Below are 21,112 nucleotides of genomic sequence, written 5' to 3'. Positions count from 1 at the left end.
CCCAACTCAGCGGCTCACGAGAGCAGTTCGACCTCCGAGACCACCGCCTCGGCGTCGAACACCAGGCGGTACTTCCCGTACGTACCCGGCGAGCCCACGCTGAACGCCCGGGTCTGCCGGTCCCAGGTGAAGGACTGGCCGGACCGCTTGTCGAGCGTCTTCCACGTGGTCCCGTCGTCGGAGCCCTGGAGCGTCCAGCCGGTCGGTGCCTTGGTGTGGTCGGCGGACGAGGTCAGCGTGTACTGGAGGCCCTTCGTGCTGTCGGTGACCGGCAGATCGACCGACGTCACCGTCGCGCTCGTCGCCGAGGTGTTGTCGAACAGCGCCCCGTCACCCTTCAGCACGTCCGCACGCGGCGTCGGCGCCTTGTCGTCCTGGGTGATCGACACGGGCGCCGCGTTCTTGCCGGTGCCCCACGAGGACGGCTTCGACCCCATGTCGAAGTTGAGCACCCCGCCCTCCTCCAGCAGCGAGTGCGGGAGCGAAGTCGACGTCCAGTTGCGGCCGTTGACCTTCAGGCCCTGCACGTAGATGTTCTTGTCGCTGTTCTTCGGTGCCTTGACGACGAGGTCCTCGCCGTTCTCCAGATGCACCGTGACCTTCTTGAACAGCGGGGAGCCGATGGCGTATTCGCCGCTGCCCATCACCAGCGGGTAGAAGCCGAGCGCGGAGAAGAGGTACCAGGCCGACTGCTCGCCGTTGTCCTCGTCGCCGTGATAGCCCTGCCCGATCTCGCTGCCGGTGTAGAGGCGGGAGAGCACCTCGCGGACGTTCTTCTGCGCCTTGTAGGGCTCGCCGGCCGCGTCGTACATGTAGATGACATGGTGGGCGACCTGGTTGGAGTGCCCGTACTGGCCCAGGCGCACGTCGCGCGCCTCCGTCATCTCGTGGATGACACCGCCGTAGGAACCGACGTTCTCGGGCGAGGCCGTCTCGGGGGTCGAGAAGTACTCGTCGAGCTTGTCCCCGAGGGCGCCGCGGCCGCCGTACAGGTTGGCGAGCCCCCGGCTGTCCTGCGGCGCGGTGAAGGCGTAGCCCCAGCCGTCGGTCTCCGTGTAGTCGTAACCCCACACCTTGGGGTCGTACTTGGCGGAGTCGACGCGCCAGTTGCCCTTGGCGTCCTTGCCCTGGAAGAAGCCGGCCTGGGAGTCGTAGAGGTTCACGTAGTCCTGGGCGCGGTTGAGGAAGTACTCCGACTCCTCCTTGTAGCGCTTCTCGCCGGTCTTCTTGTAGAGGGCCTTGCCCATCTGCGCGATGCCGTAGTCGTTGACGTAGCCCTCCATCGCCCAGGAGAAGCCCTCGCCGGTGTCGGTGCTGGTGTAGCCGAGGAACGGCGAGGTCGCCATGCCCTTGCGGCCCACACCGGACGACGGCGGCACGACGGTCGCGTTCTTCACGGCCGCGTCATAGGCCGACTTGGCGTCGAAGTGGACGCCCTTGACGTACGCGTCCGCGAAGGCCACGTCCGAGGAGGTGCCGGTCATCAGGTCCGCGTAGCCGGGGGAGGACCAGCGCGAGGTCCAGCCGCCGTCCTTGTACTGCTGCACGAACCCGTCGACCATCTCGCCCGCCTGAGAGGGCGTCAGGAAGGAGTACGCCGGCCAGGTGGTCCGATAGGTGTCCCAGAAGCCGTTGTTGACGTACACCTTGCCGTCCACGATCTTCGCGCCGGTGTGCGTCGGGGTGTCGGGCCCCGGCATCGGCGAGAACGGGGACGCGTACTGGTACTTCGAACCGACCTTCTCGAAGCCGGAGTTGGGGTACAGGTACAGCCGGTACATGCTGGAGTACAGCGTGGTCAGCTGGTCCTGCGTGGCACCCTCCACCTCGACCTTGTCGAAGATCCTGTCCCAGGTGCGCTGGGCCTTCTTCTTGACCGAGTCGAAGGACGTGCCGTCCGGGATCTCCTGGCGCAGGTTGTCCTTGGCCTGGTCGATGCTGATCAGCGAGGTGGCGATGCGCAGCGTCACCGTGCGGTCGGCGCCGGCGTCGAACTTCATGTACCCCTTGACCCCGGTGGACGAACCGTCCTTCACGGGCTTGTCGAAGGTGCCGTAGACGAACAGCCGGGTCGCGCCGGTCGACAGCCCCGACTTGACGTCCGAGTAGCCGGTGAAGGTGCCGGTCGCCGGGTCGAGCGTGAGCCCGGCCTGGTCGGTGACGTTGTCGAAGAGCACGCTCGCGTCGTCACCGGGGAAGGTGAAGCGCATCGTCGCCGCGTGGTCGGTCGGCGTCATCTCGGTCTTGAGACCGTTCTCGAACGTCACGCCGTAGTAGTACGGCCGCGCGGTCTCGTTCTCGTGCTTGAAGGCCAACTCCCGTGCCTCACGGCCGGTGTCCGGAGTTCCGGAGGCCGCCGAGGGCATCACCTGGAAGGTCTGCCGGTCGCCCATCCAGGGGCTCGGTTCATGGCTAGCGCTGAACGCCTGGATCGTCGGCAGGTTGTCGTCGTTGTTGGCGCGTGCGTAGTCGTACAGCCAGCTCAGCGACGACGCGTTGGTCACCGGCGTCCAGAAGTTGAAGCCGTGCGGCACGGCGGTCGCGGGGAAGTTGTTGCCGCGCGAGAAGCCGCCGCTGGAGTTGGTGCCACGGGTGGTGAGGGCGTAGTCCGACAGATGGGCCTTCGGCTTCGCCGGCGCCGCCTTGTCGATCGTGAGGTCGTCCAGCCAGCCGCGGAACTTCGCCGGGCCCTTCGCGGAGTCGTACGCCACCAGGATGCGGTCGACGGTCTTGCCGGACGCGACCGACCCGATCCCCGAGACCACGTTGTTCCACTGGTTGACGTAGAGGATCTTCGCGGCCCCCTGCGCCTTCGGCGTCAGACCGAAGCCGTGCTGATCGGTCGCGCCCAGGTCGCTGAGGTAGGTGCCGTCGGTGAAGGCCAGGTCGACGGAGACGTTCGTGGCGTCGTAGTCGAGGTCACCGTCCGCCATCGACGGGAAGATCCGGTACGACAGCTCGGTGTCACGCCGCACGGACACGTTCACATCGAAGATCTTGTTGTACGAGTACGCCTGCCCGTCGGCGGTGTGGCGCCCCGCGTACCGCAGCGCGCGCTTGCCGGTGAAGCCGGCGCCCGCCTTCGCGGTCGGCGAGCCGGCCGGGCCGCGGTCGACCAGCGTCAGCATGTCCTGCGGCACCGGGCCGCCGCTGCCGCCGGTGGAGAACTGCACGTCGGCCAGTTGCAGGATGTCCGAGGCGCCGTTGTTCTTGGTGATGTCCAGCCGGAAGTGCTGGTACTCGGCCGGCTCGGCGAGGTCGTACGACTTGGTCTGGAAGCGCTCGGAGAACGTCTCACCGGTGCGGGTGTCGACGGTCTTCCAGTCCTTGCCGTCGGTGGAGCCCTGCAGGGTCCAGTCCTTCGGGTCGCGCTCGTCGAAGTCGTTGGCCGAAGTAAGCGCGTACGTCACGATCTTGGCCGGCTTGTCGAGGTCGAACTCGACCCAGCCGGTGGGCGCGAAGGTCAGCCACTTGGTGCCGGCCTCGCCGTCGACGAGGTTCTCCTTCACCTCGCCGCCGTTCGTGTTCTCCGAACTGGCCCGCACGTCCGTGACGTGGTCGGACACGTTGCCCGGGATGCCGGTGCTGTAGCCGCCGTCGACGCCCGAGGCCCGCTTGGATCCGTCGGGCGCGGTGTCGACCGTGTTCAGCCAGTCCGGCGCCGGATCACCCGCCTCGAAGGAGGACGAGAACTCCCGGTCGGCGGCCGGGGGCTTCGCGGTGAGCGCTGTCGCCGCCCCCTGAGATCCCACCGCCAATGCAAAAGCGGCCGTCAGCACGACCGCTGTTCCCCATCTGTGTCTCGTTCTGTACCGCACCATCTCCGGCACCCTCCCTGCGCGATCGGACAACGTTGTCACCTTCCAGGCGCAGAACCCAGTAGTGGGCCAAGTGACCAGCGATGTCAAGGGTGTTGAGTGTGGCATTCGGGGCCTATGTCGCGGATTTTTCCGGCAAGGCGCCCACGGGGGGCTCATATTTCCGCGAGGTCTCAACTCGGATAAGACCAACGGCCAACCTTGCATTCGATCTTGCTCCGTTGGCGGGAAGTGGACTATACCTGTCGGCGATTCACCCGATGCGTTCATCATGATCCGCACGGCATGATTCGTTACTCCTGCACGACCCTGCTTGACCTGACCGCGGTGCCGGGAGGATCCGGTTCACCGCCTGAGTCCTGGAGAAGGCGAGGACTTGAGCATGGGATCCACTTCCGCCGAGAACAGCGGTTCCGACCACAACGATGCGGCGGGTGTCGGCCGTCGCGATCTGATCCGGCGGTCTGCCGCACTGGGTCTGATCGCCGTCCCCACGATGAGCTTCCTGTCGGCGTGTGCCAGCGGTGGCGGGGACGACGACTCGGGCGACAACGACAGCCAGGGCAAGACGTCCAAGTCGAACCCGTTCGGGGTGAAAAAGGGCACCAAGCTCGACGTGGTCGTCTTCAAGGGCGGTTACGGCGACGACTACGCCAAGGCGTGGGAGGCCAGCTTCAAGAAGAAGTGGGGCATCACCTCCACCCACACCGGCACCCAGGAGATCACCGGCAAGCTCCAGCCGCGCTTCAACGGCGGCACCCCGCCGGACATCGTCGACGACTCCGGCGCCCAGCAGATCAAGATCGACGTCCTCAACCGCAACGGCCAACTCCTCGACCTCGCCGTGGTCCTGGACGCCCCCTCGGTCGACGACCCGTCCAAGAAGGTGCGCGACACCGTCATCCCGGGCACGCTCGACCCGGGCCTGCAGGAGGGCAAGATCGTCGCCCTCAACTACATCTACACGGTGTGGGGTCTGTGGTACTCCGGCAAGCTCTTCAAGGAGAAGGGCTGGGAGGAGCCGAAGACCTGGGACGACTTCATCGCCGTCTGTCAGGCCGCCAAGAAGGACGGCATCGGCGGGCTCGCCCACCAGGGCAAGTACCCGTACTACATCAACGTCGCCATCATGGACCTGATCGCCAAGAAGGGCGGTCTGGACGCCATGAAGGCGATCGACAACCTCGAACCCAATGCCTTCGTGGGGTCCGAGGCGGCGCAGGCGGGTGTCGAGGCGATCTACGAGGTCGTCGAGAAGGGCCTGTTGATGCCCGGCACCAACGGCCTGACCCACACCGAGTCGCAGACCCGCTGGAACCAGTACAAGGCCGCCTTCATCACCTGCGGTTCCTGGCTGGAGAACGAGCAGCTCAAGCAGACGCCGACGGACTTCGACATGAAGTTCATGCCGATGCCCCTGCTGCCCGACAGCGAGCTCCCCTTCGAGGCGATCCGGGCCGGCTCCGGCGAGCCCTTCATCATCCCGAAGAAGGCCGGCAACCTGGCCGGCGCCAAGGAGTTCATGCGGCTGATGCTCTCCAAGGAGTGGTCGACGACGTTCGCCAAGGAGGCCAACTCGCTGACCATCCTCAAGGACGGCGTCGACCCGAGCGTCAAGCTGCGCCCGGGCACCCAGTCCACGGTCGAGGCGTCCACGGCCGCCGGCGACAACACCTTCCGCTTCCTCTACACCGAGTGGTACAGCGAGATGGGCACCGCCATCGAGGCCGCGTCCAACGAGCTGATGGCCAAGCGCATCCAGCCCAAGGAGTGGCTCAAGCGCTGCCAGGCCGCGGTCGACAAGCAGGCCAAGGACCCGGCCTCGAAGAAGAACCACCGCGACTAGCAGGGGCAGCACGTCGTCCGGCACCCGCGTCCCCCTCGGGGGGCGTGGGTGCCGACCGGAGCATCAGGGGCAGGAACGCCAATGCGCAAAGGGCAGTACAGGTTCGTCGCGGGATTTCTCTTCGCCCCCGTGGCGCTCTATCTGATCTTCGTCATCTGGCCGTACATCCAGACGTTCGGCTATTCGCTCACCGACTGGCAGGGCGAGTCGCAGACCTTCAATTTCGTCGGTCTCGACAACTACAAGGCGCTCTTCCAGGACGACATCTTCCTGAAGGCGATCTGGCACAACATCCTGTTCCTGGTGTTCATCCCGGTGATCACCATTCTGCTCGCCCTCTTCTTCGCCTTCATGCTGAACGCGGGCGGGCGATCACGCGCCGGCGGTGTCGAGGGCGTCGCCGGATCCAAGTTCTACAAAATCATCTACTTCTTCCCGCAGGTCCTCTCGCTCGCGATTCTCGCGGTGCTGTTCAACGCGATCTACCGCAGTGACGAAGGCGGCCTGCTCAACGGCGTCCTGACGAAGATCGGGCTGGTCGACTCACAGAATCCGGTGGAATGGCTCAACGAGCCCAACCTCGTTCTGTGGGCGCTGATGCTGGTCGTCGTCTGGCACGGCGTCGGCTTCTATCTGGTGCTGTTCTCGGCCGCCATGCAGTCCATTCCGCGGGACATCTACGAGGCCGCCCTGATCGACGGCGCGGGCCGCTCCCAGTCCTTCTTCCGCATCACCCTGCCCCTGCTGTGGGACTCCGTACAGACCGCCTGGGTGTACCTGGGCATCGTGGCGATGGACATGTTCGTCCTGGTCTCCTCGATGACCGCGAACATGGGCGCGTACGGCGGCGGCCCCGACCACGACAGCGAGGTCATGGCCACCGTGATGATGCGCAACTTCCTCTACTACGGGAAGAGCGGCTACGCCTGCGCCATGGGCGTCGTGATGCTCCTCCTGACCCTGGTCCTGTCCGTGGTCACGCTGCGCGCCACCCGCCGCGACCGCATCGAGTACTGAGCGGAAGAGACGACGATGAGCGCACCTCTCAAGGAGACGACCCCCACGGGCGGTTCGGTCCCGCCCCGGCCCACGGTCGGCAAGACCCCGACGGATCCCGGCGAGGGGCGCGGCGAAGGCACCGTGCTGAACGTCTTCTCGCACGGCTTCCTCGCCCTGTGGGGCCTGCTGATCGTGCTGCCGCTGCTGTGGCTCGTGCTCAGCTCCTTCAAGACCGACACCCAGATCGGCGGCTCCGCCTTCGGGTGGCCGCAGCACTGGTCCTTGAGCGTCTTCTCCCGTGCCTGGGACAAGGGCATCGGCGACTACTTCATCAACACAGTCATCGTGCTGGTCTTCTCGGTACCGCTGACGATGCTGCTCGGTTCGATGGCGGCGTACGTGCTGGCCCGCTACGAGTTCTGGGGCAACCGCCTGCTGTACTACTTCTTCGTCGCGGGCGCGATGTTCCCCGTGTTCCTGGCCCTGGTCCCGCTGTTCTTCATGGTCAAGCGGCTGGACATGCTGAACACGTACCAGGGTCTGATCCTCGTCTACATCGCCTACTCGATGCCGTTCACGGTGTTCTTCATGCACGCCTTCTTCCGAACGCTGCCGACGGCGGTCTACGAGGCCTCGGTGCTGGACGGGGCCTCGCACACCCGGACGTTCTTCCAGGTCATGCTGCCGATGGCGAAGCCGGGCCTGATCAGCGTCGGCATCTTCAACACCCTCGGCCAGTGGAACCAGTTCATCCTGCCGACGGTGCTGATGCAGCCGCAGAAGGGCGGCGATCCGGAGCGCTACGTCCTCACCCAGGGCCTCATCCAGCTGCAACAGCAACAGGGGTACGCCTCCGACCTGCCCGTTCTCTTCGCGGGCGTCACGATCGCCATGATCCCGATGCTGGTGGTCTACCTGTCCTTCCAGCGCCAGGTGCAGGCCGGACTGACCTCTGCGACGCTGAAGTAGCGCTCCGCAGTCGCCCGTGCGCGCGCCGCCCCCCGGCCCGGGGGGCGGCGCGCGCACGTGTGGGGGCGCGTACCCCGATCCGGTTCAACCTCTTGACGGGAGGCGACCCGAACGGCTCAGCTTAGAGTTCACTAGTTGGACATAGACGGGGCCTCATCGAAGCGGTCCCGTGCGCAGGAGGTCGTCGTGGAGACTCCGGGGTCGCAGTCGTCACTGCACCGAGCCAACCTGGAACGGGTGGTCCGGGCCGTCCGGCTGGCCGGGTCGCTCACGCAGGCGGAGATCGCCAGGACCACGGGCCTGTCGGCCGCCACGGTCTCCAACATCGTCCGGGAGTTGAAGGACGGCGGAACCGTCGAGGTCACACCCACCTCGGCCGGCGGTCGCAGAGCCCGCAGCGTGTCCCTGAGCGGGGACGCCGGCATCGTGATAGGCGTCGACTTCGGACACACGCATCTGCGCGTCGCGGTCGGGAACCTCGCCCACCAGGTGCTGGCCGAGGAGTCCGAGCCGCTGGACGTGGACGCCTCCTCGACGCAGGGCTTCGACCGGGCGGAAGAGCTGGTCAACCGCCTGATCGCGGCGACCGGCGTGGACCGCTCCAAGATCGCCGGGATCGGCCTCGGCGTGCCCGGACCGATCGACGTCGAGTCCGGCACCCTGGGCTCCACCGCGATCCTGCCGGGCTGGACCGGCACCAAGCCCGCCGAGGAGCTGCGGGGGCGGCTCGGCGTGCCGGTGCACGTGGACAACGACGCCAATCTGGGTGCACTGGGCGAGCTGGTCTGGGGCAGCGGCAGAGGCGTGCGTGATCTTGCATACATAAAGGTCGCGAGCGGTGTCGGGGCCGGTCTGGTGATAGACGGGAAGATCTACCGCGGGCCCGGTGGGACTGCGGGAGAAATCGGACATATTACACTTGATGAATCCGGTCCCGTCTGCCGCTGCGGGAACCGGGGATGTCTGGAGACGTTCACGGCGGCGCGCTACGTACTTCCGTTGCTCCAGTCGAGCCACGGCACCGACCTGACCATGGAAGGCGTCGTGCGGCTGGCCAGGGACGGAGACCCGGGCTGTCGTCGGGTGATCGCCGACGTCGGCCGACACATCGGCAGTGGAGTCGCCAATCTCTGCAATCTGCTGAATCCGAGCCGAGTGGTCCTTGGTGGTGATCTCGCCGAGGCCGGTGAGCTGGTGCTCGGCCCGATCAGGGAGTCTGTCGGCCGCTACGCGATCCCCAGCGCGGCACGTCAACTGTCTGTTCTCCCGGGGGCACTTGGAGGCCGTGCGGAGGTGCTCGGAGCACTCGCTCTCGCGCTCAGCGAGATGGGTGATTCGACCCTTTTGGACGGTTCGCTCGCTACGGCGGCACCTGCCTTCACTTAGAGAACGGATGGCACCGTTGCCAACCCGTTAAGGATTTACTTCTTGACGTCGCACGTGCGGCCGAGTTGACTTCCAGCCACCTCGGCCGCAACGACGCGGCCTCGTCAGGGAGGTTTCTGAAGTGAACACGCGTATGCGTCGTGCCGCCTTTGCCGTCGCCGCCAGTGCGATGGCAGTTTCCCTCGCCGCCTGTGGCAGTGCGAAGGAATCCGGTGACAAGGCCGAGTCCTCCGGCTCCGCCAGCAAGGGCGACAACATCAAGGTCGGTCTCCTTCTCCCCGAGAACCAGACCGCGCGTTACGAGAAGTTCGACCGCCCCTTGATCGAGAAGAAGGTCAAGGAGCTCACGAACAACAAGGGCACGGTCGTCTACGCCAACGCCAAGCAGGACGCCAGCACGCAGAACCAGCAGGTCGACACCATGATCACCAACAAGGTGGACGTGCTGATCGTCGACGCGGTGGACTCTGCGGCCATCAAGAACTCGGTCCAGAAGGCCAAGGACGCCGGTATCCCGGTCGTCGCCTACGACCGTCTGGCCCAGGGCCCGATCAGCGCCTACACCTCGTTCGACAACGAGACCGTCGGCAAGACCCAGGGTGAGGCCCTCCTCAAGGCGCTCGGCACCAAGGCCAAGTCCGGCAAGATCGTCATGATGAACGGTGCGGTCACCGACCCGAACGCCGCCCTGTTCAAGAAGGGCGCTCACTCCGTCCTCGACGGCAAGGTGAACATCGGCAAGGAGTACGACACCAAGGACTGGAAGCCGGAGAACGCCAACGCCAACATGGAGGCGGCGATCTCGGCCCTGGGCAAGAAGAACGTCATCGGCGTCTACTCCGCCAACGACGGCATGGCCGGCGGTATCATCACCGCCCTCAAGGCCGCCGGTCTCAACGTCCCGGTGACCGGCCAGGACGCCGAGCTCGCGGGTGTGCAGCGCATCGTGTCCGGCACGCAGTACATGAGCGTCTACAAGCCCTACCCGGAAGAGGCCAACACCGTCGCAGAGCTGGCCGTCGCCGTCGCCCAGGGCAAGGACCTCGCCTCGGTCGCGCCCGACAAGGTCGACAGCCCGTCCGACAAGGGCATCCCGTCCAAGATCATCGGCGTCGTCGCGCTGACGAAGGACAACATCAAGGACACCGTCATCAAGGACGGCATCTACACGGTGTCCGACATCTGCACCTCGGCGTACGCCGCGGACTGCAAGAAGATCGGTCTTGAGTAAGTAGCCGCAAGTCCCTTTCCAGGTAGGGGAATTCGCTCTTGAATTCCCCTACACGGCTCCCTCCAGGGGAGACGGGGACCGCACCACCCGGACTCCTCCGGCGCCCCGCACCAACAGCCCCGCAAGCTAAGCGGGGCGCCGGACGGAACATTCCCCCCAAATTTTTCTGCACAACCTCCCGCCGGGTCAGGCGGCGAAGGAGATGGTTCACGTGTCCGCTACGCCCGTGCTGGCGTTGCGCGGGGTCTCGAAGCGATTCGGTGCTGTTCAGGCGCTCACCGATGTAGAGCTCGAGGTCCACGCCGGTGAGGTGGTCGCCCTGGTGGGCGACAACGGCGCCGGAAAGTCCACGCTGGTCAAGACGATCGCCGGCGTGCACCCCATCGATGAGGGCATCATCGAGTGGGAAGGCCAGGCCGTACAGATCAACAGGCCGCACGACGCCCAGAACCTGGGCGTCGCGACGGTGTACCAGGACCTCGCGCTGTGCGACAACATCGATGTCGTCGGCAACCTCTACCTGGGCCGGGAGATCCGTAGGTTCACGGTCCTGGACGAGGTCGAGATGGAGCGCCGCTCCCGCGAGCTCCTCGACACGCTGTCCATCCGCATCCCCAGCGTCCGCATCCCGATCGCCTCGCTCTCCGGCGGTCAGCGCCAGACCGTGGCCATCGCCCGCTCGATGCTCGGCGAGCCCAAGCTGGTCATCCTCGACGAGCCCACCGCCGCCCTCGGCGTCGAGCAGACCGCCCAGGTCCTCGACCTCGTCGAGCGGCTGCGCGAGCGCGGCCTCGCCGTGCTCCTCATCAGCCACAACATGGCCGATGTGAAGGCGGTGGCGGACAAGGTCGCCGTACTGCGGCTCGGCCGCAACAACGGCGTCTTCGAGGTCAAGTCGACCTCGCAGGAAGAGATCATCTCCGCCATCACCGGTGCCACGGACAATGCCGTGACCCGTCGTGCGGCGCGCACCACTGGGGAGATCAACAAGTGAGCATCGACAAGACCTCCCCGTCGTCTGCCGAGGACGGCGTCGTGGAGAACCCCGAGGCGGCGGCCGGCGCGGCCACCGTCGTCGACCCCCGGCTGCTGGTGCGCGAACAGGGCTTCGCGGGCTACCTCACGGAGTTCAAGCGGAAGATGAAGGCCGGTGACCTGGGCGCGATCCCGGTCGTCATCGGTCTGGCGATCATCTGGATCATCTTCCAGAGCCTCAACTCCAACTTCCTCACCGCGGGCAACCTGTCCGACATCTCCGTCGCCATGGTCGGCACGGGCATGATCGCCGTCGGCATCGTGTTCGTCCTGCTGCTCGGCGAGATCGACCTGTCGGTCGGCTCGGTCTCCGGTGTCGCGGGCGCCGCCTACGCGGTGCTCACCGTCACGCACGGCATGGCCGCGTGGCTCGCCCTGGTGCTGGCCATCCTCACCGGCACGGTCGCCGGTGCGCTGCACGGCTTCTTCTTCGCGAAGATCGGTGTCCCGGCGTTCGCCGTCACCCTGGCCGGTCTGCTCTTCTGGAACGGCTTCATGCTCCAGATCCTGGGCGACAGCGGCACCATCAACCTGGACAGCGAGGGCCTGGTGGCCAAGCTGACCGGTTACTACTTCACCGACGTGGCCGCCTCCTACGGTCTGGCGATCGCCGTGGTGGTGCTGTTCTTCCTCAGTTCCTTCCTCGGCAACCGGCGCCGCGAGGCCGCCGGCGTGCCGTCCCGGCCGCTGAGCGAGACCCTCCTGCGCACGGTGTTCCTGGCGATCCTGGCGTTCGCCGCCGCGGCCGTCTACAACCAGTACAAGGGCCTGCCGCTGGCCGTCGTGATCTTCGTCGGCGTGCTGCTGATCACGGACTTCGTGCTCCGCCGCACCACCTACGGCCGCAAGATCTTCGCCCTCGGCGGCAGCGTCGAGGCGTCCCGGCGTGCCGGTATCAACGTGGAGATGATCCGGATCTCGGTCTTCGCGATCTCCGGCACCTTCGCCGCGATCGGCGGTCTGTTCATCGCCTCGAAGATCGCCTCCGCCAACCAGGGTGCGGGCGGCGGTGACCTGCTGATGAACGCGATCGCCGCGGCGGTCATCGGCGGTACCTCGCTGTTCGGTGGCCGTGGCCGCACGTGGAACGCCCTGCTGGGTGTCCTCGTGATCGTCTCGATCCAGTACGGCCTGGCCCTGGAGGGCATCGCCTCCCCGGTCCAGTACATGATCACCGGTGGCGTGCTGCTGGCGACCGTCGTCATCGACGCGGTCACCCGTAAGACGCAGAAGACCGCGGGTCGCGCGTAACAGTCCCACTCGGTACGACAAAGCCCGGCACTCCACAGGTGCCGGGCTTTGTCGTGCGCCCGGGAAAACCGTCGTGTCATAGGTAAAGGTGTTCTTGGGTACAGCCGATCGCGTGACGTACGACGCACAGCCCGGGCGCGGTCCGCAAAGACGGAACATTAGACTCGACAAGCCCGGCAACAGCTTTTACTGCAAGGAGGCACGGGTGCCGCTGCTGACCCGCATCACGGGACCGCGCGATCTGGACCGGCTCAGCCTGGAGCAGCTGGACCAGCTGGCCGAGGAGATCCGGACCTTCCTCGTCGACGCGGTCTCCAAGACCGGCGGCCACCTCGGCCCCAACCTCGGGGTGGTCGAGCTGACCCTCGCCCTGCACCGAGTCTTCGAGTCCCCCAAGGACCGGGTGCTGTGGGACACCGGGCACCAGTCCTACGTGCACAAGCTGCTCACCGGCCGGCAGGACTTCTCGAAGCTGAAGATGAAGGGCGGCCTGTCCGGCTACCCCTCGCAGGCCGAGTCCGAGCACGACGTCATCGAGAACAGCCACGCCTCCACCGTCCTCGGCTGGGCCGACGGCATCGCGAAGGCCAACCAGATCCTGAAACGCGACGACCACGTGGTCGCCGTGATCGGTGACGGCGCCCTCACCGGCGGCATGGCCTGGGAGGCGCTGAACAACATCGCCGACGCCAAGGACCGCCCCCTCGTGATCGTCGTCAACGACAACGAGCGGTCCTACGCGCCGACGATCGGCGGCCTCGCGAACCACCTGGCGACCCTGCGGACCACCGACGGCTACGAGCGCTTCCTGGCCCGCGGCAAGGACCTCCTGGGGCGTACTCCGGTCGTCGGCAAGCCCCTCTACGAGACGCTGCACGGCGCGAAGAAGGGGCTGAAGGACTTCATCGCCCCGCAGGGCATGTTCGAGGACCTCGGCCTGAAGTACGTCGGCCCCATCGACGGCCACGACATCGAGGCCCTGGAGTCGGCGCTCGCCCGCGCCAAGCGCTTCGGCGGCCCGGTCATCGTGCACTGCCTCACCGAGAAGGGCCGCGGCTACCAGCCCGCCCTCCAGGACGAGGCCGACCGCTTCCACGGCATCGGCCCCATCCACCCCGACACCGGCCTGCCGATCAAGGCCTCCGGCGCCGACTGGACCTCCGTCTTCGGCGACGAGATGGTCGCGCTCGGCAAGGAGCGCGAGGACATCGTCGCGATCACCGCCGCGATGCTCCAGCCGGTCGGCCTGAAGAAGTTCGCGGACGCCTTCCCCGACCGGATCTACGACGTCGGCATCGCCGAGCAGCACGGCGCCGTCTCCGCGGCCGGCCTCGCCACCGGCGGCGTCCACCCCGTCTTCGCCGTCTACGCCACCTTCCTCAACCGCGCCTTCGACCAGGTCCTGATGGACGTGGCCCTGCACAAGTGCGGCGTCACCTTCGTGCTGGACCGGGCCGGCGTCACCGGCACCGACGGCGCCTCCCACAACGGCATGTGGGACATGTCGATCCTCCAGGTCGTCCCCGGCCTCAGGCTCGCCGCCCCGCGCGACGCCGACCAGGTCCGCGCCCAGCTGCGCGAGGCCGTGCAGGTCGAGGACGCGCCGACCGTGGTGCGCTTCTCCAAGGGCGCGGTCGGTCCCGCCGTACCCGCCGTCGGACGCGTCGGCGGCATGGACGTACTGCGCGAGCCCGGCACCGACACGCCCGATGTGCTCCTGGTCTCGGTGGGCGCCCTCGCCCCCATGTGCCTGGAGATCGCAGGGCTCCTCGACAAGCAGGGCATCTCCACCACCGTCGTCGACCCGCGCTGGGTCAAGCCGGTGGACGAGGCCATGGCCCCGCTCGCCGAGCGGCACCGCGTGGTCGTCACCGTCGAGGACAACTCCCGCGTCGGCGGCGTCGGTTCGGCCATCGCGCAGGCCCTGCGCGACGCGGGCGTCGACGTGCCCCTGCGCGACTTCGGCATCCCGCCCCGCTTCCTCGACCACGCCTCCCGCGCCGAGGTCATGGCGGAGATCGGCCTCACCGCACCCGACATCGCCCGTCAGGTCACCGGCCTGGTCTCCAAGCTGGACGGCCGCTACGACCGTGCGGCGAGCGAGGTCGAACCCGCACGGGACTGACGTACACGGCAATGGGCCACTTTCACCACCGGCAAGGGTGGTGAAAGTGGCCCATCCGCGTGAATCCGTCCGCGCCGGGGCATACGCTCCCCCAGCCTCGGCTTTGCTCGACCGGGGGGACCCCCATCGCCCCCTCTCGATCATGTCGAGGACGACACAGCGTGGGAGGTACGCCCGTGAGCAACGCCCTCTTCAGGACGAAGAACATCGAACAGTCCATCAAGGACACCGAGGAACCCGAACATTCGCTCAGAAAGTCCCTGTCGGCACTGGATCTGACGGTGTTCGGCGTCGGGGTCATCATCGGCACCGGCATCTTCGTCCTCACCGGCACGGCCGCCAAGAACACCGCGGGACCCGCCGTCTCCCTGTCCTTCGTCGTCGCCGGCGTGGTGTGCGGGCTCGCCGCCCTCTGCTACGCCGAGTTCGCCTCGACGGTCCCGGTCGCGGGCTCGGCGTACACCTTCTCGTACGCCTCGCTCGGTGAGTTCCCCGCCTGGATCATCGGCTGGGACCTGGTCCTCGAACTGGCCCTGGGGACGGCGGTGGTGGCCGTCGGCTGGTCCGGCTACATCGCCTCGCTGCTGGACAACGCGGGCTGGCAGCTGCCCGAGGCGCTCAGCGGCCGGGACGGCGCCTCCGGGTTCGGCTTCGACATCCTCGCCGCCGCCCTGGTACTGCTGCTCACCGCCATCCTCGTGGTCGGCATGAAGCTCTCCGCGCGGGTCACCACGATCGTCGTCGCCATCAAGGTGGCCGTCGTCCTCGTCGTCATCATCGCGGGCGCCTTCTTCATCAAGAGCAGCAACTACGACCCGTTCGTCCCCAAGGCGCAGGCCGTGGAGGCGGGCGGCAACCTCAAGGCCCCGCTGATCCAGCTGATGTTCGGCTGGGCGCCCTCCGACTTCGGCGTCATGGGCGTCTTCACCGCCGCGTCCGTCGTCTTCTTCGCCTTCATCGGCTTCGACGTCGTGGCCACCGCCGCCGAGGAGACCCGCAACCCGCAGCGGGACGTGCCGCGCGGCATCATCGGCTCCCTGATCATCTGCACCACGCTCTACGTCGCCGTGTCGATCGTGGTGACCGGCATGCAGAAGTACAGCTCGCTGTCGATCGACGCCCCGCTCGCCGACGCCTTCAAGTCCACCGGGCACCCCTGGTTCGCGGGTCTGATCAGCTTCGGCGCCGCCGTCGGCCTGACCACGGTGTGCATGATCCTGCTGCTCGGCCAGTCCCGGGTGTTCTTCGCGATGAGCCGCGACGGCCTGCTGCCCCGGTTCTTCTCGCACACCCACCCGAAGTTCCGCACCCCGTACCGGCCGACCATCCTGCTCGGTGTCGTCATCGCGATCGTGGCGGGCTTCACCAGCCTCAGCGAACTCGCCGAACTGGTGAACATCGGCACGCTCTTCGCCTTCATCATCGTCGCGATCAGCGTCGTCATCCTGCGCCGGAGCCGCCCCGACCTGGAGCGCTCCTTCCGCACCCCGCTGGTGCCGGCCCTGCCGATCGTCTCGGTGCTCGCCTCGCTGTGGCTGATGCTCAACCTGCCCGCCGAGACCTGGCTCCGGTTCGCCATCTGGATGGCCATCGGTTTCTTCGTGTACTTCTTCTACGGCCGCACCCACAGCCGCCTCGCACACGAAGAGAAAGCATCCGTGAAGTAGAGAAGGCATCCGTGAAGTGACGAGCAGTAGTCACCAACGGTAGTCAACTGCCCTGTCGCCACGACCCCGTATGTCCCGCTCAGGTGCGGACTGCGGGGCCGGACAGCGTGCGTCCCATGCGCGCCGAGCTCCTCGCCCCGCCACGCTCCGTGTCCACGGCGCGGCCCGGGCCCGCCTACTGGAGACGGCTGCTGCCCCTCCTCGCGACACTGGTCTGCGCCACCCGCGCCCCCTCCTTCGCCCACCCGCTGTGGAACTCCGACGGGGCTGTCTCGCCGTCCTGGCACGGTTGCTGGCGCACGGCGGACAGCTCTACGAGTCCGTCGTGGACCGAAAGCCACTCCTCGTACCGTGGCTGTACGAGGGGGCGTTCGCCCTCGCCGGCTCCGAATCGCTCGCGCCGGTACGGGCGTTGGCGATCGGTGCCCAACTCCTCACCGCCGCCTTGCTCGCCTCCCTCGCCCGGCGCCGCTGGGGCGACCCGGCGGGCCGCACGGCCGGGGTGCTGTATCTGCTGGTCTCCGTCGGGCTCAACCCCGAGGACGCGCAGGCAGCCGGCTTCGAGGTGTTCATGCTGCGGGCACCGCCGCCGCGATGTGGTGCGCGGACCGCCGCCGCTGGGGCCCGGCCGGAGCGGTCGTCGCCTTCGCCTTCCTGGCCAAACAGACCGGCGGGGCCGTGCTGTTGCCGGTGCTGTGGCTGTGCGGGACGCGCCGGGGGCCGCTGTTGCGGCTCGCCGCGGGCCTCCTGGTGCCGGTACTGGGCTCGGCGGCGGTGACCGACCCGGCCGGGTTCCTGTTCTGGACGGTCACCGGATCGGGGGCGTACGCCTCCTTCACCGGCTCCGAACTCCATGTCCTGGGACGGGGATTGACCAACACGGCGATCCTGGCGGCGGGTTGCGCCGGGCTGCTCCCACCGGTCGTACGGGTGCTGCGCATCGCCCGTACGGGGGCGACGGACCTGTGGCTGTGGCTCGCCGCGTCGGCCGACGCGGTCCTGCTCGGATTCCACTTCTTCGGCCACTACTACCTTCAACTCATTCCGCCCCTGGCCCTGTTGGCGACCGCCGCGCTGCAGATCCTGCCCCGCGAACGGCTGTCGGCCGCGGTGTTCACCTCCGCCTGCTGCTGTGCCCTCTTCCTGGCCTGGGGACTGCTCGCGCCCCGCCCCGGCCTCGACCACGCCCGCCGCCTCGCGGACGCCGTCGACCGACGGACCGGTCCCGGCGAGCGCGTCCTGATCTGGGGGATGCACCCGGAGACGTACTGGCTCGCCGACGGCACCCTCGCCAGCCGCTACCTCACGGCAGGCCTCCTCACGAACCACAGCGGTGGCCGCGACGGACCGCAGGTGGGGGAGCGGTACGCCGTCGAAGGCACCAGGCCGGTCTTCCGCGCCGAACTGACCGACCGCCCACCGGCGTTGGTCCTCGACGACTCACGCGGCCAGCCGTACGCGCCGGACCGGCGGCGGCTGCTCGCTGCGGGGCACGAGGAGGCAGGGGCGGTGGACGGGGCGGTGCTGTACGTGCGGGTGCCGTGACTAGGCGGGCCGGACCGTGCGCGGTCCCGTGACCTCCGCGCCCAACTCCGTGACCCTGCGCCGTAGTTCGCGGTCCGCCGTGACCACCATGACGTGGCGTTCCCCGGCCCGGGCGACCAGGTCGACCATGTGGTCGTCCCCGCTGCCCGGCGCGGACTCGACGTCGACGCCGGGCACGGACTCCAGACCGCGGGCCGAGCCCTCGACCACCAGGACGATCTCCACGGGACCGGCGTGCCCCGGGAGCCCGTCCGCGGCCAGCCTGTCCCGCAACCGTTCCGCGGCACCCCGCCGGTCCCGCCACCAGCCGTCGGGCACCGACCCGACGACGTTCGCGGCGTCGACGATCAGGAGCAGGGGAGTGTTCTCGTCCATACGGCCAGGTTCGCACGGCGGAGCTGCGCCGGCTCCCCCCTCACTCCCCTTGCTCACCCACCCGACCCCGCTCACCTCACCGCGCTCACTCCACCGGCTTCTCGTCGAAGCTCGCGAAGTACGCCGCGGCCATGTCCTCGTCCGCGTGACCCTGCGCCGCCGCCCTCTCCATGCGCTCGGCGCTCGCGGTGGCCACGTCCAGGCGTACGCCGTGCTGCCGGCCGGCCTCGACGATCAGACGGGCGTCCTTGCCCGCGGTGGCGACCGCGAACTGGGCCGGGGTCAGCCGGTCCTCCAGGATCATCGCCGTCTTCGCCTTGAGGTAGCCCATGTCGAGCGGGCCGCCGGCGATGAGGTCGAAGAAGTGCTGCGGGTCGACGTCGAGGGCCTGCGACAGTGCCAGCACCTCACCGGCCGCCGCCGTGGCCGCGAGCACCCAGCTGTTGGCCACCAGCTTCAGCCGGGTCGCGGTGCCCGCCCCGCCGTCCTCGCCGGTCCACATCGTGCGCGCGCCGACCGCGTCGAACACCGGCTCGACCACCGCCCGCCCCTCGACAGGACCGGCCGCCAGCACGGTCAGCTGACCGGCCTCCGCGGGCTGGCGGGTGCCGAGCACGGGGGCGTCGTAGAAGACCAGGCCGTGCTCGCGGGCGAGCGCGGCGAGCTCGACGATCCCGTCGAGGCCGGCGGTGGTCGACTGCACCCAGGTGACACCGGGACGCAGCGCGGGGGCCGCCTCGCGGACGACGTCGAGGGTGGTCGGACCGTCGTAGAGCATGGTCAGGATCACATCGGCGCCCTCGACCGTCTCGGCGGGCGTGTCGGTGACCCGGACGCCGTCGGTGGCGAGCGGCTCGGCCTTGGCGCGGGTGCGGTTCCAGGCGCGGACGGTGTGTCCGGCGCGGGCGAGGTTGCGGGCCATCGCGGCCCCCATGATGCCCGTGCCCAGGACACCCACGGTGAGCTTGTCGGTCATGAGGTCGACTTCCTTCTCGTACGGCGTCTGCTGGGGACCAGCCTGCCCCCTCGGCGCCGATCGCCCCCACCCGACCGGCCCTGCGCGGGTGATCGGGCGGGGCCGGGCCGCGCGGAGTGCGGGCTGCCGCTTAGAGTGAACCGGTGAACGGCGACTGGTTCATACGCGGCCGCGACGGCCGGCTCAGTGTCTACCTGCCGACGGACGAGGCCCTCCTGTGCCGGGCGGAGCGCCTGCCGGGCGGCCCCTGGGCATCCGCGCAGACGGTCGGCGGCAACCAGAAACTGACGGCGGTGCCCGCGGTCGGCCACGGCCCCGACTGCTACGCCCATCTGGTCTCATGGCGGCCCACCGTCGCCGGCGAGGCCGGCCTCGTGCACTCCACCCACTACCGGCCCCGGCTGGCCGCGCTCGACTGGGTGCCGATCGGGCACCCGAACAAGAAGGGCGACGTCACCGGTACGCCCGCCGTCGCGGTGGACGCCCAGGGCCGCGCCCATGTCTTCGTGCGCAACCGGGGGCGAGGGGTGAGCATGCTCGCCCAGAAGGAGAAGGGCGGTTGGGGGCCCTGGCGCGACCTCAAGGGGAGCAAGGTCGAGGAGGACCTGGCGGCGGTGACGGGGGAGTCCGGGCGCATCGAGCTGTACGCGGCCGTCCCCGGCGGCATCGTGCACTGGCGGCAGGAGAAGGCGGGCGCGACGCCCGTACTGGCGGAGGCGCTGGAGACCCCGGTCCGCCCGGGCACCCTGTACGCCCTCGCCACCTCGCCCGACAGCACCACGCTCTTCTACACCGACCAGTCGGGCGACCTGTGCGCCTGGCGCCCCGGCGGCAAACCGGCCGCGCTGCTGTCCTCCGCCGGGCCCGGCCGGGTCTGTGCCGTGCGCTGCGAACTCGACGGCCACGACTGTACGTTGATCGCCCAGCGCTCGGCGAGCGGGCGGGTCGCCTTCGCCGCGTACCCGACCGAACTGGAGTCGGCGGGCGCCTGGTGGACCGAGTCCGGACCCCAACTCCCCGCCGACGCCGAGGTGTCACTCGCGGTGGACGAGGAGGACCGGGTGGTGGCGGCGACGCTCTCCCCGTCGACGGGACAGCTGCTCGTCACCCGCCGCAAGGACGAGCCGGGGCTGGCGCTGGAGGCGTGGCGGGCGGTGTGAGCGGGTGATGCGGGACCGGTTCCACGGCTTCCGTTTCTGCGTCCGCTGCTGTTCCGTTTCCCGTTCCGCTTATGGCTGTCGGTAACGGGTGACACACAACGTGCGTCGAGGGTTGTACGAATACCCCTGGCCCGCTCGGCCGCGGCGGCCGGACTGAGAGTCGTCGGTCTCGACCGCAACAGCACCGTCGTCGAGGCGCTGAACGCCGGCCGCTCCCACGTGGACGACATCACGGACGCCTAGGTCTCCGCGATGTTCGAGCAGCCGACGGCCGCCTGGACGCAGTTGAAGGCGTACGAGCCGCCGTCCGCGGTGAAGTAGTACCGCAACGCCACGTCGCTCAGCGGCAGCGCCTGCTTGGACTCGTTGAAGACCTCGAGGGACGGCTCGGCCGCGGCGGCCGTCGCCGGCGTCGCGGTCCGGTACCGGACGGCCAGCTCGGGCGGGTCCGGGTTCGCCTTGCGCCAGAGCGGATACAGCGCCGTGGCGCCCGCGGCCACAACGACAACGAGAAGCAGCAGCTTGACCTTGGGCCACACCCGACGTCGGGGTTGCTGGCGGCGGGTGGACGCCACGGAAAGCCCTCCGCAAGAAAGGGGGACGTTCCGATCCGGCTCTGATCAAGAACGTCTGGTGAATGTGAACATTTGATCTGACTGTGTGCAGATCCTAACCACAGGTGCACGGCAAAAGGGGCGGGCCGCATGGATCGATACCATGCGGCCCGCC

General features: G+C 68.3%; 13 protein-coding genes and 2 pseudogenes. 11 read left to right on the top strand and 4 right to left on the bottom strand.

The features are described from left to right. Window positions 1–14: 14 nt before the first annotated feature. Complete coding sequence (locus tag M2283_RS30070) at window positions 15–3,818, bottom strand: GH92 family glycosyl hydrolase (protein ID WP_280879748.1); 3,804 nt, start codon at window positions 3,816–3,818, stop codon at window positions 15–17. A 382-nt stretch (window positions 3,819–4,200) separates the two neighbouring features. Here M2283_RS30070 and ngcE point away from each other — a divergent pair, with 382 nt between their 5' ends. The 10 genes and pseudogenes from ngcE to M2283_RS30020 all read left to right on the top strand — a co-directional run bounded on the left by ngcE (window position 4,201) and on the right by M2283_RS30020 (window position 17,872). Beyond that, a complete protein-coding gene (ngcE, locus tag M2283_RS30065; protein WP_280879570.1) occupies window positions 4,201–5,664 on the top strand; it encodes an N-acetylglucosamine/diacetylchitobiose ABC transporter substrate-binding protein in 1,464 nt (487 codons plus the stop codon). Between the two features lie 81 nt (window positions 5,665–5,745). After that, the gene (locus M2283_RS30060) at window positions 5,746–6,681 is read left to right on the top strand and encodes a carbohydrate ABC transporter permease (RefSeq protein WP_280879569.1); all 936 of its coding nucleotides are present in this window, start codon (window positions 5,746–5,748) and stop codon (window positions 6,679–6,681) included. Window positions 6,682–6,696: 15 nt separating this feature from the next. Next, the gene (locus M2283_RS30055) at window positions 6,697–7,632 is read left to right on the top strand and encodes a carbohydrate ABC transporter permease (RefSeq protein WP_280879568.1); all 936 of its coding nucleotides are present in this window, start codon (window positions 6,697–6,699) and stop codon (window positions 7,630–7,632) included. 186 nt (window positions 7,633–7,818) lie between these two features. Beyond that, the gene (locus M2283_RS30050; RefSeq protein WP_123997108.1) at window positions 7,819–9,018 is read left to right on the top strand and encodes an ROK family transcriptional regulator; all 1,200 of its coding nucleotides are present in this window, start codon (window positions 7,819–7,821) and stop codon (window positions 9,016–9,018) included. Between the two features lie 133 nt (window positions 9,019–9,151). Continuing rightward, window positions 9,152–10,249, top strand: a complete 1,098-nt coding sequence (locus M2283_RS30045) for a sugar ABC transporter substrate-binding protein (protein ID WP_280879747.1) — start codon at window positions 9,152–9,154, stop codon at window positions 10,247–10,249. A gap of 202 nt (window positions 10,250–10,451) precedes the next feature. Beyond that, window positions 10,452–11,243, top strand: coding sequence for an ATP-binding cassette domain-containing protein (locus M2283_RS30040; RefSeq protein WP_280879567.1), 792 nt, complete (start codon window positions 10,452–10,454; stop codon window positions 11,241–11,243). After that, on the top strand, window positions 11,240–12,535 hold the full coding sequence (locus tag M2283_RS30035) for a sugar ABC transporter permease (RefSeq protein WP_280879566.1): 1,296 nt from the start codon (window positions 11,240–11,242) through the stop codon (window positions 12,533–12,535). The genes M2283_RS30040 and M2283_RS30035 overlap by 4 nt, the downstream gene beginning before the upstream one ends. A 205-nt stretch (window positions 12,536–12,740) precedes the next feature. Continuing rightward, on the top strand, window positions 12,741–14,660 hold the full coding sequence (gene dxs, locus M2283_RS30030) for a 1-deoxy-D-xylulose-5-phosphate synthase (protein WP_280879565.1): 1,920 nt from the start codon (window positions 12,741–12,743) through the stop codon (window positions 14,658–14,660). Between the two features lie 176 nt (window positions 14,661–14,836). Continuing rightward, window positions 14,837–16,327: an amino acid permease gene (locus tag M2283_RS30025; RefSeq protein WP_280879564.1), complete on the top strand. Its 1,491-nt coding sequence runs from the start codon at window positions 14,837–14,839 to the stop codon at window positions 16,325–16,327. Window positions 16,328–16,443: 116 nt separating this feature from the next. Then, a pseudogene (locus M2283_RS30020) lies at window positions 16,444–17,872 on the top strand (glycosyltransferase family 39 protein). Here M2283_RS30020 and M2283_RS30015 read toward each other — a convergent pair. Next, entirely contained in the window at window positions 17,873–18,247 is a 375-nt protein-coding gene (locus M2283_RS30015; RefSeq protein ID WP_280879563.1) for an NTP pyrophosphohydrolase, read from the bottom strand. Window positions 18,248–18,332: 85 nt separating this feature from the next. After that, window positions 18,333–19,241 (bottom strand): annotated as a pseudogene (locus M2283_RS30010) (NAD(P)-dependent oxidoreductase); the annotation flags it as partial. A gap of 125 nt (window positions 19,242–19,366) precedes the next feature. Between M2283_RS30010 and M2283_RS30005 the strand changes: the two are divergent. Further along, window positions 19,367–20,383 (top strand): hypothetical protein, encoded by a 1,017-nt coding sequence (locus tag M2283_RS30005; protein WP_280879561.1) that lies wholly within the window; start codon window positions 19,367–19,369, stop codon window positions 20,381–20,383. Between the two features lie 239 nt (window positions 20,384–20,622). Here M2283_RS30005 and M2283_RS30000 read toward each other — a convergent pair whose 3' ends face one another. Then, window positions 20,623–20,958 (bottom strand): cellulose binding domain-containing protein, encoded by a 336-nt coding sequence (locus M2283_RS30000; RefSeq protein ID WP_280879560.1) that lies wholly within the window; start codon window positions 20,956–20,958, stop codon window positions 20,623–20,625. Between the last annotated feature and the right edge of the window lie 154 nt (window positions 20,959–21,112).

Origin of the sequence: Streptomyces pseudovenezuelae (genome assembly GCF_029892565.1) — a bacterium.
In the GTDB taxonomy this organism is placed as follows: Bacteria; Actinomycetota; Actinomycetes; order Streptomycetales; family Streptomycetaceae; genus Streptomyces; species Streptomyces pseudovenezuelae_A.
The sequence above is the reverse complement of the archived record's forward strand: the minus strand, read 5'-3'. Positions and strand labels throughout refer to the sequence as shown.